The organism is Achromobacter sp. HNDS-1 (assembly GCF_040084795.1).
Taxonomy (GTDB): Bacteria; Pseudomonadota; Gammaproteobacteria; order Burkholderiales; family Burkholderiaceae_B; genus Achromobacter; species Achromobacter ruhlandii.
Genome location: NZ_CP157584.1, coordinates 1,742,199 through 1,755,255, shown reverse-complemented (window position 1 = coordinate 1,755,255; position 13,057 = coordinate 1,742,199). Strand labels below are relative to the sequence as shown.

Genomic DNA, 13,057 nt, shown 5'->3' with positions numbered 1-13,057 from the left:
AATTGACACGCATTGTGCATCAGTCAAGCGTCTAAACCAAATTTTTGGGCCCTAAAAGTCGTTTTTGTTCGTTCCTCATTGTATGAAATAAAAACAGCGCGTATTGTGGCACCGCGCAATGTTTAACTTGGAACCGAGCAAAGAAAGGAGCCCACATGCTTTCTGCCGAAGCCGCAGTATCTCCGCGCTCGTTCGCGTACACGAACGGGATGATGAACGCCGTCTGGCTGGTCGGAGAGCTTTTCTCCGCCGACCGTGAGGCGGGCCGGTGCGAGATCCTGATCTCCAACAAAAGCCCGCACTATCGCGTCTCGTTCGAGTTTGACGTGACCAAGGGTGTGGGTCTGCCGAAGTACTTCAAGCCAGGCGACGTGATTGCCGTCACAGCGCTGGTACGCTCCGACCTCATTGATGGCGAATACAGCCTCACCTTGAAGGCCCTGCACTTCCAGGCACCGAGCGTTCGCGACCTGCGTGGGGATGACTTGCGCGACTATGCGAAGCGCATGAACGGCGCCATCCTCAACGCGGCCGGTGCCGAACCCGGGCGCCAGGACGCCTTCACATACAAAATCGATCGCGCGCAGCGTAAGCGATCGAACGTCATCCGGCTGGCGGGCTTCGTGCACGCCATGGAATTCGAACGAGGCGAGCCCCATCCGGAAACCCAGGAGCCCACCGGCGACAAGCTCGTGCTGCTGCTGCGGCAATTCGAAAATGCTGATAAGTGCATTCCGATACGCATCTATGGCCGCCAAGCGGGGCCGTTTTATACGGCCATTCGTAAAGCCAAGCGCAACGGGCCCTTGGCCATCCACGCCATGGGTGAGCTGTACGTGAAGGTGAAGACCACGCCGGCGCCGGACGCAGACGCAGAGCCCGACGTGCGTCGCGTGCCCATCATCAAGGCGATCGGCGACATCGAGCGCCTTGACTTCGATTCCGGATTGATCGGTGAGCCCGGGCTATATCCCTGGCTCACGGAATACCTGCCGAGGGAACTCGTGTCGACGATGTCTGAAGCGCCCGAGCAACAAGCATGAGCCGCCGCCAGGGGCCCGCGCTCGCCGGCCGTCGACACGCCATGAGTAAGATGCTCGGCGCTTCACTGGTCGCAGGTCTTCCTGCGTTCGGCAGAGCCAATGCGGCGCAGATTGCGCCCCGCGTTGCGGATGGACTGCCGGATGGTCGCATTTGTGTCCTTTCCTACAGTACCGCGCCGCTTCCGCCCGCCGCTGTCGGCGCCGCGAGCGGCGTGATTGCAGTCCTCGGAGTGAACGGGGAAGATCCTGTTTATGTTCCGTCCGACTCTCCGAACCTCCATGACCTGGTCGTGCCGGCGAGCAATCCCGAGGGGACCATTTTCGCGATCGGCCATGAGGCCCGGGAGTTGATCGAGGTCTTCTCGAACGACTTCACGCGCCGGGAGTCGCGACGATACGCAGGAGTGACGTTCCGCGGCCATGGATTAGCCTACGGCGCGGGAGCGCTTATCGCCGCTGAATCCTCGACGTCCCCGATCGAGGGGGGATGGTTGCTGTACCTGGACGCCACTGGGAAGGAAATCACACGCGTTGCTACGGGCAGCATACGCCCGCATGACGTGGTCGACTGCGGCGATTGGATCGCCGTTGCCCACTATGGGAATCGACCTCAGGGGGCGAATGCCGGTTCGGCGAGTAGCGCATGCAATCTCCTGTTCGATGTGGCGGCGCCGAGCGTGGCGTTCCTCAACAAACGCACGTTGGCCGTCGAAAGCAACTGGGCGCTTCCCACGGACGGCGTGGCCACGCACCTTTGTCCTGACGGCGAGGGGGCGGCGCTGGTCATGCAGATGCAAGCTCAGCGGCTCTCGTGCTTTCAGGCTAACCAAGTTACGCCCGCGCTGGCGCAGGTCCGTGACAGTGCCTCGCTCCTGCCGGTAGAACTCGAAAGCGGACTCTTCGAGTTGCCGTTGCCCGTGTACCGCGTGGATCGCTTGAAGGGGGTGACGACCAAGTTCGACACCTTGGCAACTATGCAGCGACGTGGCCAAAGCTTTGCGAGGAGCGAGTCGCTCGGCCTTTCGGTCGCGACGTTCGCCGCATCGCAGACCTTGTGGATGAAGTGGGATGGCTGGGACAGGCCCGAGGTTCGGTCATCCCTTCGCTTCGGCGTGCCGGATCCGCGGGGATGCACATTCCTTGGGGGCGGAGCGTTGCTGGCGGTCAGCGGCAACGACAACAACGTTGCCATCATTGAGCCGAAGTCGGCCCGCCTGTTGACCATTATTCCTGCGGTGCTAGGGCGGCATTCGCATATCCGCCACCTTGCTACTTAGTCGGCTGCCAGCCACCGGTGGATGTCGTCAACCTGCCGTTGATCGGATAAGACAAGGCTCTTCCGCCTTGCCGATCTAGCGAAATCTGTCATTTTCCGAAGGAGAAATCAAAATGGCATCGGTCAACAAAGTGATTTTGGTTGGGAACCTGGGGCGAGATCCCGAGGTGCGCTACTCGCCGGACGGCGCCGCAATCTGCAATCTGTCTATCGCGACGACGTCGCAGTGGAAAGACAAGTCCTCCGGGGAACGCCGCGAGGAGACGGAGTGGCATCGAGTCGTTCTGTACAACCGCCTCGCGGAGGTCGCAGGCGAGTATCTCAAGAAAGGCCGGCAGGTCTACATTGAGGGCCGACTCAAGACGCGGAAATGGCAGGACAAGGACACGGGGGCGGACAGGTACAGCACTGAAGTCGTCGGCGATCAAATGCAGATGTTGGGTGGACGAGGGGGCGGCGAAAGCGGGGGCGAAGAGCAGCCTGGTTCCGCGCCTCCGCAGCAACGCAATCCGCGCTCGGCCGCGCCACCTCCTCAATCTACCGGCGGCTCGCTGGCGGATATGGACGATGACATTCCGTTCTAGGACCTAGGGTCTTACGAATGTTAATACTTGGCCCACTCATCACTAGATGAGTGGGCTTTTCCTTTTGGTGAGAGCAGTACGAATGCAAGCATGGCCTCATCAGCGAGCGTCTTCGCGAATGCGGTCGGTATGTTGCCGGTTCAGGCAATGTGTGGCCAAGGTTCGTCGCACAGAAATTCAGGAAGGTCCAGAGGCTTGCTGGCTCGCATCGGAATCAAGGGTTCGACGCCGGGGAACGGGTCGAACTCCGTAAGCGCGGTGATGAGCTGATTCGACAGCTCCAGACGAGATACGAACACGCCTTTGTCGACGACCCAGCCTGTGCCACTGCGAGAAACGCCTGGCCTGGCAATCGAGTAGCCGCCGACTTTTTTGTTGCGGTGAGCCCCCTGAGGCTCAAATTTGGCTAAGGGAATACGAACAGAACCGAATTTATCGCACAACTGAATGAATTGCTTCTTTTCAGGGTGCTTTGCTTCTACCAAACGGGCTTTGAACGTACGCAGCCACTCATAACTGCCCATTAGCCACAGGCCTGAAAGCGTGATCTGGTCCGTTCGAGCATCGGCGTACTCGGGGCCCAGCTCCTTCAGGCCCAGCATGTGGCGATCGGCGTTAACGAGATGGGCGTCCAGTCTTGCGAGGCCCTTGAGGCTTTCGTAGAACCAGAGCTTGTTTCCGTAGCTTGTGCCCAGATCCGATTCGTCAGTGGCTTCGATAGGTGTCCTCAAATTCTTGTGCCGCGCATCCACATGCTGAACCTGTAAAAAGGGGATCCCCCATAGCTGCAACCGAGTTTCGTCCATCTGCTCAACTCCATTCGAACGAGTCCTTCGTGCGCGGTGCCGGCGTTAATGGACCTCGCGAAGGCAAATACTGGCGCGGCCAGTCCCTTATATTTCTTAGATTATCATAATGTAATTAAAAATAGTTTTTGGGAGCCGATGCTCAAAGCTAGGGGCGCCTTCTCTAGATTAGCTGGAACCCACGTGCACCTTCATGACGACTAGATCTACAAAATCAGCTCCGAAGCTTCGCAAGCCGAGTCGAGGGAACCCGCCGAAACAGAGTGCTGCGAAGGACGTCAATGCCAAGGCAACTGTGAGCAAGCGAATAGAGTTTTCGCCAACCGTGAAAGACGATTTGTACCGCCAGGCGGGCGGTAGGTGTTCTGTGCCGCGGTGTACGAATCCAACGGCGGGCCCGTACTATCAGCTCGACGGGGTGGCCAACATGGGCATCGCGTGCCATATCTACAGCGCATCGCCGGGCGGGCCCCGTGGTCAGGGCGGAAAAGATAAGGCGTTTCTAGGAAGCGCACACAACGGCATTTGGTGTTGTGCCTATCACGGAAATCTAATCGATAAGAAGAAGGGGGCCGACTACCCCGCCGTGAAGCTCTTCGCCTGGAAGGCGCTGGCCGAAGCGCGTGCGTACAAACAAATGACGGACCAGCCTTCACCGCTCGGTTGGGTGGAGAGCATCGAATACAAGAAGTTTTCAGGAGACAGCCCCGGACCGAAGATCGTTTTGTCTCGAAACTCGCTTTTGGTGGGCCGCAACGGCGGCGGAAAAACGCTGTTGATGGAAGCCGCAGCGTGCGTGAGTGATGAGAGGTATGCGTGGCGCTTGAAGGGCAAATCCGTTCCTGCTAGACAAGCGGAAGTAAGCAGCCGGATTTCGGTCCTTTATTCAACCGCCGATACTCTGCGCAAGGAGGTCAGAGTCGACGTGGCGGGCGGTCGCATGACACGGTTCGACGGCGATACGAGCATGCTTCTTCCTCCAGGAGACTTGGAAGTAATTTGCTCCCCGACCTGGCCTTACGGGCTGCAACCAAGGGAAGGGCAAGACGATGTTGATATGTTGGCCAGCGTCCTGGGCATTGACCGTGCGGCGATCCTTATGCTGCTGGACAACGACATGGGGCCGATGCTGCCCGTACCTTTCCAGTGTCGCCAAGCTATGGAGGTTTCAAGCGAAGACGAGGACGACTGGGCGGACGGCGATGAAGAGGATGCGAATCCAGAGTTGGTACCGAAGCTGAGGGACAACGACGAACCGTTCCTTAAAGTCTGGTGCAAGATGGAAGAGGACGACTATCGTAGTATCGAAACTCTCTCAGGCAGCGAGACGAACTGCTTCCTCTTGGACCTTTTGATAGCGAAAGCGCGCGCTACATGCCGGCACAGGCTAACGCTTCTGCTCATCGATGCAGACCTTGTCTACAACTTGCCGGAGTACGGCTTCGAAACGCTACTGCGAACCTTAGCGGCAGAGGATTTCCAGGTCGTCGTCGCCCTGCCGCCCACGTTTGAACGCTACAAGGACGCCATGAATGGCGGAGAAATCCCAGACGAGTTGAGTTTCCTACAACATTGGCAAATTGTCCCAATTCAGCATGAGATGAAATTTGGGACAGTCGAAGGAGACATTTGATGAAGCTGACGAGACCGGTGCGGGTCTCTGCGACCCCAGCCAACGGACCCGAACCCGCTGCTTCTCGCCAAGTCGTGAGCTTCGCGGAGTACGTCGCAGCTGCTGTCGGGGACACGCTGAGCAGCTTCGGTGTGCCGGGTGGCTCGATATTGGGCGCGGTTGCTAAACAAGCGCTGGAAGCCCGCTTTAAACGTCGTGCGGAAGAGGCGACCCGGATCATGCTGGAGGAGATTAGAGGGGGATACCGCCTCCCTCAAGATTTTCCACTGGAGGAGCCTGCGGCCATCATGATGCGCTACTCCCGCGCGGTTCATGAAGGGGTCGGGAGGACCAATCTCCGGCTACTTGCTGCTGTCTTTGCTGGCCAGCTCATTCGTCAGGCGGTTTATGCGGACGAATTTTATCGATGGGCAGACATTCTGGCCGGATTGACGACAGAGGAGATTGTCGTCCTAGCGGGGTATTTGCGACACATGCCCGCCGATTTGCGCACGGCACGTCTAGTCAAGTTGGGGGCGGCGGTATACCACGACATTTATGGGGCAGACACGGCCCGGTGGGGCGACTTTGAAGCGGTCAGGGGCGCTTTGCTTCGAACCGGGCTCCTCTCGATCTCAGCAACCGGTGGGGCAATCGGGGACGGTAACAGCGTGGTGTTTGCCCCGACATCCAAGCTTCAAGAGTTGGGACGGTTGGTCGAGATGGAGGGGGTGCTGGAGCGCAGCGGCCTGACTAGGGGCGGGGTGCACCCCTAGGTCTTCGCAGCCTTGCCGCCGGCGGCGTCGACAAGCCCATCGTACTTGCGCATACGGTGGGGCGGAGGAATGTTGAGGTCCTGGCTCCAACGCGTGATGGTGGTTTCGGACACGTCGAGTATCTGGGCGAGCTCACGGTTCGTCCGAACGCCTGCGCGCTCCTTCCATTCGGCGATCATCTTCGCCATGCTGCCGCTCTTGCCGGCGATCTGTTTCCAGCGGTCGTTCTGTTGCTTGACCTGGTCGAACTTTGCGCGGAACAACAGTCGTGCACGCTCCAGCACTTCGTCCGGCAGAGGGGCGATGCCCTTCATGTACGCGCTGAGGGTATTGGGATTGCTGCTCAGTGCTGCCGCCAGCTCGGGAATCGTCATTTGGAGCTTGGTCTTAATTTCGCGCAGCTCAAGCTGTCCCGCGGACGCGATTTTTGCGGTCCGGGGGGCGCGTGTCGGCTTTGCCGGCAGCGTGGATAGCTCGGCCAGGGGGACGGGCGCCCCGGGCAGTTGTCCGTCCAGCGGTGGAATTGGCACCGGGATCCAATCTTCGCGAGTTGGAGGCGCCGCCAGCGCTGCGGCAAGTTGTGCGTGGGCTTTCTTGGCCATCATGGTCGTATCGAGGCGGAGAGTATCCGATTCTACAGGGACAAGCGCGGCCCCAACCTTGGGGTCGTCCAGGTCCGCAGTGAAGGGTAGCTCGGAATCGTAGGGATTGCGCGTGTAGTCAAGAACGAGATTGCGTGCGCAGCCCTTGAGCGCGCCCCATATGGCATCGGGATCCCGCATTCGAGGTAGAAGCCGGATTACGACGACCGCCGCGAGTTCACTCAACAGCTCTTCCAGTCGGTCGCTTCCCAGGTGCCCGTAGCGCCGCAGTGCGCTCCAGGCGATCGCCCGGATGTCTGGGTTGGTCAGAACGAGCCGCGCGATTTGGTCAGAAAGCTGCTTTTCTTGCTCGGTTCCTCGATGTTGGACGTACTGGCGGCAGAGCAACCGGAGGTCTTCCCCGCGACCAATCGGGTTGAGATCTGATCGATTTTTTATCATAAGATTTATATAAATCAGATAGTTGACACCTCTAAATGTTAACATCGCCAGGGTCAAAATCGTCTGCGTGAGAGCCTGAATGTCGTGCCGAAAAGAGAAACTCGCTGCAATGGCCCTGGTGACGGTCTGCTTATCGGCACCGGCGTCAGTTCATGCCTCCAGTGGGGTGATGGAGGCGCTGACGGACGGCGTGAAAAGCGCGTTTCGCATAGGCAATGACGGACTTGGGGCGAGGGGAGACGCGGCCAAGCTTTGGTCCGCGCACATGTCGGGCGACCGGGAGGCGCTGGACCGCCTTGGTCTTATGGCTCGGCGTGGCAATCCGGAAGCCAAGGCAATCCTCGGATACGCCTTCGACAACGGTATCGGTGTGCCCCGTGACAGCGCACGTGCGGCCTCCTATTTCTTGGAAGCCAAGAAGAAGGTGCCGCTTGCGGCCTACAACCTCGGTGTCCTGCTCAAGGAAGGGCGCGGCGTGCCAGCGGATCCGCGCGAAGCGCTGACGGCCTATCAACAAGCTGACGGGATCGGCCCCGCGGCCGCGATGGCTGCGAGTCTGTTGTTTTCGCAAGGGCGCACGGCCGAGGCACTGGAATGGTCGGAGCGCGCGGCGAAATGGAAGAGCTCGTACGGGACATACCTGCATGCTCGTCTGCTTCTGGACACTGGCCGTGAGAAACAGGGCTTCATTGCGATGCGCAAGGCTGCCTCCATGAACTATCCGGATGCGATTGATGCGCTTGTGTACCTGTACCAGAGAGGCGTTGGCACGAAGCCTGATAACGCTATGGCGGCCGGGTACTGGATCATTGGACAAGTCGGTAAAGGGATCGCCAATGAGGACCAGGCCAGCGAGTTGGCGAAGCAATTTGGGCTGCCAGATCATGAGCATTTCAAGGCGGTCAGATTCGCGCGCAGATGGCTACTGGGCAGGGCGAAGTACACGCCGTTTGACTTCTCCCGCACTTTGGAACCCGGGGACCTAAGCAAAAAGGGGAGTTGAGGCTATGGCCCTTGGCGCAAATAACAAACTACCTTTGCGCATTGCGCGCGTAACCCTGTTCTGGTGGGTCCTGCTCACCATCGTCGAGTTCGGAGACAACCCCCTGGGAGTGCTTTCCTACCTCGCCACAGAGGAATTTGACTGGCGCACTTCGCTGCTGGTCATCCTCGCGTCGTCGGCGACTGTCGCCGCCGTAATTTTCGTCCAGCGGGAGCTGGCCCGGTCTCGTATCCAGCCCACGGCACTATTGGGAATTGAGTGCTCGATTGGTGAAGTCCCAACCTCTTTCAATGCTCTACCGAGAATCCGAGACCCGCGAAAAGAACGGTTGGCACTGCCTCCGGCACTGGATGTGTGGATGGTGCAGGCGAAAGCCACCTGGCCGGCACACCATAACCTCCTTTTGGCGGTATGGGACACATACTGCGCGCACAAGCACTACCCAGCATCGCATCGACGTGGCGGACATGCATCCAGGCGGCTGCACGAGCATTGCGCGGCAGTAGCCGTAAAGGCGTTGGAACTCGCGCCAGGCTTCGAGTATTCCGGCGTGTATGTAAAAGCGCGTCGTCGAAAGACGTTCAAAGTCTTGGATAAGAAAGATCCCGCCTACAAGCTCTTGCCGCAAGACCCGCTCATCGCTGTTATAGGAATGGCGCATGACATCGGCAAGCTTCTCGTGTACCGAGTCTCTGCGAAAGGCGATATCGTCGCCAACGCGGAGGAAGCTGGAAACACCAGCCATGATGATGACAAAGGCGTGGTGCATGACGTGCTTGCACCGCGGTTACTGTCCAGGATGCCGGAGTACTGGGAACTGCCAGACCACGATCGCGAGGCGCTGAGCGTTGCGCTGGCTCATTACCATCATCCGAGTGACTTTCCTATCGACAAGTACGGTCTTCCGGTCGATGACCGTGCTGCCGCGCTAATGGGAATTCTGGTAGCTGCCGATCGGGCCGTGGGCGCCGAAGAGACCGGCGTCAGCGCAAGCCAAGATCAAGAGGTCGACGATTATGACGCGGACCAAGTATGGGAGGCGCTGGTCTCTGTTCTTTGCGAGCCGGGTCGAATCAACGGCACGGGAGACCCGGAGAAAGATGCATCCGTACGGATTGGCCAGAAACACGAGGGAAAGATCTTCATCCGCGAACATGACTTGCGGAATCTGGTTCTCAAAAAGCTTGGTGAGACCATCTCTAGCGGGCCTGATCGGTACAAAATCACTTGCGCGATCCTGGCCGCCCTCTGTGACCGTGGCCTTTTGTATGCCGAGCATCGGAGCGTGTCCTTCTCGCCGCACCTCCCAATGTATAGCGTTGGGCTCTACCACGGGAAGACAACAAAGCACATTACAGATTTCGCGCCGGCCATTGTCATGCATTCGCCGCCACCGACGATGGCCGAGCTGGGACGATTGACCTACTTAGCCGACCACGTCGCCACAGCTGTGATAAAGGCCGCGTCGTTCTACCACCTGCCTGTGCCGCCATCGGAATCCTGGATCCAGGAGAAGAACGCCGCTGCGTTCGGGGCACCGACTGGCCTGAGCGCTGACTGCCCAGCAGAGGATGGCGCACCTGACCAATTGACACCGCCGCAGGAGTCCGAATCCGGGAACGCGCGGCCAAGTGATCGCGACGCGCAGCGAGCGCTCGCCGATGCCATGGCCGACCTCGAAGAGGAGGCGGAGGAAGAGGCGTTGCTCCAGTTTGTCGCCGAAGAAGAGGCGTCAGGGAAGCCCAAGAAAGGTGGCGCATCTAAGCCTGGGCGTCGCCCGCTTGGCCTGGCCGCGCTTGATCCGACAGCGTCGGCGGAGATGAGCCGAGTCGTGATGCAGGCCCTGGAAGCCCAGCAGCATCGCAAAAAGGCGGCCGTCGAAGCGGGCAAACGCTCAACCACACAGGAGGCCGAATGAACGCGACTGCGGTTAATCACATTGACGCTCTCTGGAAGTCTTTGGCCAAAGCCGGGGTCGATTCCCGAGAAGCAGCATTGCTCATCGCGCCGGCGGGATATCACGACTACAGGCAGCCATCCACCATCTTGCCCGTGGCAAACCAAGGCAGCGAGTCATATGTCTTGGTGGCCTGCATTTCCATTGTCTTCATGACCCAGAGCGGGCGGCCGGTCGACCGGGAAAGCATGGAAGCTGGGCGAGTGTTCGTAAGGGCTTCGGACTCGGCCGGTAGCGAGGCAGATTTCCACTGCTACGGTGATATGGCGAATTGGCGGACAGTGATGCCGGGCGACGATATCTTCGTTGCAGGTGTACTGAGGTCGTCGCACGGGCGCGCTTCCATGGTCAATCCGTCTTTTATCGCTGCGGACGCAAGAGGGGGCGTACGGCCGTTCTATCGAGGAAAGCAGGGGGTGTTAGGAGGTGACAAGATCCGGTTAGCGGTGCATAGCGTTGGCCCAGACGGGATCCCGGGGGCGGTCGCCCTTCTGTCGCAGCGAACAGGCATGGATGCCGACGCCATACGGGCGACGATTGACATGCCTGCGGAGAGTCTGATCAGGCAACTACACTGGCCCGATTCCCTCGCCGACGCCACCCAATCGTTGGCCGCAGCCCGTGCCTTATCGCTCGCCGCGATTGCCTGGAAGGTTGGCGCGAACCGTGAACGCACCAATCAGCCGAAATCTCGAATTGTCTTGACTGTGGAAAGACTGGCCGAGTTGATAAAGATGGTGCCCTATCCTATGACGAAGGACCAGCGGCGGGCGGTAAAGCACATCATGGACGATTTGAGTTCGAACCTGGCCATGGCACGGCTGCTGTCGGGTGATGTTGGGACAGGCAAGACTGCGGTGTATCTGGTTATCGCCGCAGCTGCCAGCGAGGTTGGCGCCCGCGTGGCAATAGTGTGTCCGAGTCGCCCTTTGGCCGCCCAGGTCCACTCCGAGTGCGTTGCATTCTTTCCGCACATTAAGGCGGTGTGCATGATCGCTGGCGCCAAGCCCAAGGACGTAGATGACGCGTTGGTGATTGGGACGACCGCGATCATCTCGTGGGCAAAGAAGGGCGGCAGAGCGTTCGACCTCGTGATTGTTGACGAACAGCAGAAGTTCTCGACGGCTCAGCGTGCAGCCTTGGTCGGTCCGTCCACGAATCTACTGGAAGTCACTGCGACGGCGATTCCTCGCACCGTGGCGCTGGTAGGGTTGGCCGGGATGGACGTGTCGGAGTTGCGAGAGGTTCCAGTCACCAAGCTTGTCCGGACGCGATTGGTGGATAGGGAAAAGGCCCAACAGCTATCAGCGTTTGTGAAGGACTTGATTGCGAAGGGCGGCCAGGCTGCGTTGATCTACCCATTGGTGGACGGAGACGACGACCAGGCAAGCGGCACCTCGGCGTTTCGTCGGTTTCCCGCACATTTCAGCGACCGCGTTGGATTCGTGCACGGGAGAATGAAGGACGAGGAGAAAGATGAGGTTCTCAAACGGATGAGAGAGAAAGAGATCGATCTGCTCGTCAGTACAACGCTAATTGAAGTCGGGGTGACGCTGCCGTCGCTGGTTTGTATGGTCGTGGTTCATCCCGAACGATTCGGCGTCACACAGCTGCACCAGTTGCGGGGGCGTCTCGCTCGCACGGGCGGAAAGGGCTACTTTTTCATGCTTCTGGACGGCGAGATTAAACAGGCGAGCCTTGACCGGCTCCGCCTGCTTGAAGAGTGCGCCGACGGGTTTAGTCTAGCGGTTCGCGATGCTGCGATGCGCGGGCCTGGGGATGTATTTCATGACCTGGGGGCGCAGAGCGGCGCGACTCGATCGCTCTTTATGGGGATAGAGCTCACGTACTCAGACCTGGAGCATGCCGCTCTGCGGGCCCTTGCTTTCGAGGCGGAAAGTCGAATTGCCGGTCAGGGGGCGCAATGACGGACATGGTCAACTTCGACGTCGCGACATGGGAGGCGCGTTGTGAATCACTCCAGGCGATGGCCCATGCCGGATGCGGACTGAGCTATGACCTGTACCAGCAACGATTCAGTGCCGCCGTCGAAGAGCACATTGTTGGGCTTCCTGGCGAGATGAAGTCGCTCGCGATTTCTGTTGCCGTGCCTTTCGGCTACCTCGCGGCGGGGGAGTTGGCACAGGTTCAAATTGAACTGGCTGAGTGTGGCTATTGCACACACGGAATTGATCCGAACTGCTGCCCGTTGGGATGTGGTGATATCGACCACGACGACCATGAAGAGCCTTGGCAGGAACCGCATCCGGAGGTCGACGAGTTTGGCCTGCTACTGGAAGAGGTCCTCTGCGAGCTCCGCCTTGGCGCCGAACGGTTCGATCGGAAGCTGGCGGATGCGTTGGCACCGCTAAAAGGACGAGGTATCGCCTCTTCTGATCTTCCCGCGCGGTGAGTGGGTAGGCCCGGGTAAAAAAAAACCCTATTCCAAAAGGAATAGGGTTTGCTGGCTTATACGCGATACAGCACCGGTCTCGGAACTACGGAGGATCGGGGCTTATCTGCCGGCCAAAGCTTGTGCGCGATGGTCACGTCGTCGATCTTTACCCTCCCGTCAGTACTTACACGCCTCCGTACTGGGGGCGCAGTGTACATGCCAGGAACAGGCACCCAAGGATGTGTGCCTCGTTTGCCTGGGCGTTTGATCAGCGGTCGAAGCCACAAAAGCGACTTTCCCGATATGGACACTACCTGGTAGTAATCCACGTCTTTCGTCGATCTTCCCCAAACAGCCTGGTAGATGTCTCCGACTTGGTTCGAAGTCGCATGCTCCAGCTTTGCGGCGGCAACCTTTGCCTTGCGTTCCATTTCCTCGACATAGGCGTCGACGTCAAGACGCATTGCTTCGGCGCTTTGGTACGCGCGGTGAAAGTCAGGCTTTCTCTTTCGCCCTGAGAAGGCGATTGCGGCCTGATGGTCTTTCCGCACGTAGACCGCAT

The 13,057-nt window shown here is 59.2% G+C and carries 11 protein-coding genes; 9 read left to right on the top strand and 2 right to left on the bottom strand.

The features are described 5' to 3' along the window. Positions 1-155: 155 nt before the first annotated feature. The 3 genes from ABFG95_RS08020 to ssb all read left to right on the top strand — a co-directional run bounded on the left by ABFG95_RS08020 (position 156) and on the right by ssb (position 2,903). Complete coding sequence (locus ABFG95_RS08020) at positions 156-1,043, top strand: hypothetical protein (RefSeq protein WP_279972485.1); 888 nt, start codon at positions 156-158, stop codon at positions 1,041-1,043. A 41-nt stretch (positions 1,044-1,084) separates the two neighbouring features. Further along, positions 1,085-2,320, top strand: coding sequence for a hypothetical protein (locus ABFG95_RS08015; RefSeq protein ID WP_348995732.1), 1,236 nt, complete (start codon positions 1,085-1,087; stop codon positions 2,318-2,320). A gap of 112 nt (positions 2,321-2,432) precedes the next feature. Further along, positions 2,433-2,903 (top strand): single-stranded DNA-binding protein, encoded by a 471-nt coding sequence (ssb, locus tag ABFG95_RS08010; protein ID WP_348995731.1) that lies wholly within the window; start codon positions 2,433-2,435, stop codon positions 2,901-2,903. A 140-nt stretch (positions 2,904-3,043) separates the two neighbouring features. Here ssb and ABFG95_RS08005 read toward each other — a convergent pair whose 3' ends face one another. Then, positions 3,044-3,709: a hypothetical protein gene (locus tag ABFG95_RS08005; protein ID WP_348995730.1), complete on the bottom strand. Its 666-nt coding sequence runs from the start codon at positions 3,707-3,709 to the stop codon at positions 3,044-3,046. Between the two features lie 193 nt (positions 3,710-3,902). On the opposite strand from ABFG95_RS08005, the gene ABFG95_RS08000 reads away from it, so the two are divergent. Both ABFG95_RS08000 and ABFG95_RS07995 read left to right on the top strand, forming a co-directional pair. Continuing rightward, positions 3,903-5,342: a hypothetical protein gene (locus ABFG95_RS08000; RefSeq protein ID WP_348995729.1), complete on the top strand. Its 1,440-nt coding sequence runs from the start codon at positions 3,903-3,905 to the stop codon at positions 5,340-5,342. After that, entirely contained in the window at positions 5,342-6,097 is a 756-nt protein-coding gene (locus ABFG95_RS07995; protein ID WP_348995728.1) for a hypothetical protein, read from the top strand. Before ABFG95_RS08000 ends, ABFG95_RS07995 begins: the two co-directional genes overlap by 1 nt. Here the strand turns inward: ABFG95_RS07995 and ABFG95_RS07990 are convergent. Further along, positions 6,094-7,197 carry a hypothetical protein gene (locus ABFG95_RS07990; protein ID WP_348995727.1) on the bottom strand — a complete coding sequence of 368 codons (1,104 nt, stop codon included), beginning with the start codon at positions 7,195-7,197 and terminating at the stop codon, positions 6,094-6,096. The genes ABFG95_RS07995 and ABFG95_RS07990 overlap by 4 nt on opposite strands. 52 nt (positions 7,198-7,249) lie before the next feature. Here ABFG95_RS07990 and ABFG95_RS07985 point away from each other — a divergent pair, with 52 nt between their 5' ends. From ABFG95_RS07985 to ABFG95_RS07970, 4 genes are read left to right on the top strand one after another with little or no spacing between them, the layout of a single operon-like run. Continuing rightward, the gene (locus ABFG95_RS07985) at positions 7,250-8,143 is read left to right on the top strand and encodes an SEL1-like repeat protein (protein ID WP_076515741.1); all 894 of its coding nucleotides are present in this window, start codon (positions 7,250-7,252) and stop codon (positions 8,141-8,143) included. A gap of 4 nt (positions 8,144-8,147) precedes the next feature. Continuing rightward, a complete protein-coding gene (locus ABFG95_RS07980; protein ID WP_279968382.1) occupies positions 8,148-10,061 on the top strand; it encodes a hypothetical protein in 1,914 nt (637 codons plus the stop codon). Beyond that, positions 10,058-12,028 carry a DEAD/DEAH box helicase gene (locus ABFG95_RS07975; RefSeq protein ID WP_092578925.1) on the top strand — a complete coding sequence of 657 codons (1,971 nt, stop codon included), beginning with the start codon at positions 10,058-10,060 and terminating at the stop codon, positions 12,026-12,028. The genes ABFG95_RS07980 and ABFG95_RS07975 overlap by 4 nt, the downstream gene beginning before the upstream one ends. After that, entirely contained in the window at positions 12,025-12,513 is a 489-nt protein-coding gene (locus ABFG95_RS07970; protein ID WP_279968384.1) for a hypothetical protein, read from the top strand. The genes ABFG95_RS07975 and ABFG95_RS07970 overlap by 4 nt, the downstream gene beginning before the upstream one ends. The last annotated feature ends 544 nt before the right edge of the window (positions 12,514-13,057 follow it).

What these genes read in the sequence shown, in the direction of transcription:
- ABFG95_RS08000 (WP_348995729.1), top strand. Translation starts at nt 3,903, where the DNA reads ATGACGACTAGATCTACAAAATCAGCTCCGAAGCTTCGCAAGCCGAGT.
- ssb (WP_348995731.1), top strand. Translation starts at nt 2,433, where the DNA reads ATGGCATCGGTCAACAAAGTGATTTTGGTTGGGAACCTGGGGCGAGAT.
- ABFG95_RS07995 (WP_348995728.1), top strand. Translation starts at nt 5,342, where the DNA reads ATGAAGCTGACGAGACCGGTGCGGGTCTCTGCGACCCCAGCCAACGGA.
- ABFG95_RS07985 (WP_076515741.1), top strand. Translation starts at nt 7,250, where the DNA reads ATGGCCCTGGTGACGGTCTGCTTATCGGCACCGGCGTCAGTTCATGCC.
- ABFG95_RS08020 (WP_279972485.1), top strand. Translation starts at nt 156, where the DNA reads ATGCTTTCTGCCGAAGCCGCAGTATCTCCGCGCTCGTTCGCGTACACG.
- ABFG95_RS07980 (WP_279968382.1), top strand. Translation starts at nt 8,148, where the DNA reads ATGGCCCTTGGCGCAAATAACAAACTACCTTTGCGCATTGCGCGCGTA.
- ABFG95_RS08015 (WP_348995732.1), top strand. Translation starts at nt 1,085, where the DNA reads ATGAGTAAGATGCTCGGCGCTTCACTGGTCGCAGGTCTTCCTGCGTTC.
- ABFG95_RS08005 (WP_348995730.1), bottom strand. Translation starts at nt 3,709, where the DNA reads ATGGACGAAACTCGGTTGCAGCTATGGGGGATCCCCTTTTTACAGGTT.
- ABFG95_RS07975 (WP_092578925.1), top strand. Translation starts at nt 10,058, where the DNA reads ATGAACGCGACTGCGGTTAATCACATTGACGCTCTCTGGAAGTCTTTG.
- ABFG95_RS07970 (WP_279968384.1), top strand. Translation starts at nt 12,025, where the DNA reads ATGACGGACATGGTCAACTTCGACGTCGCGACATGGGAGGCGCGTTGT.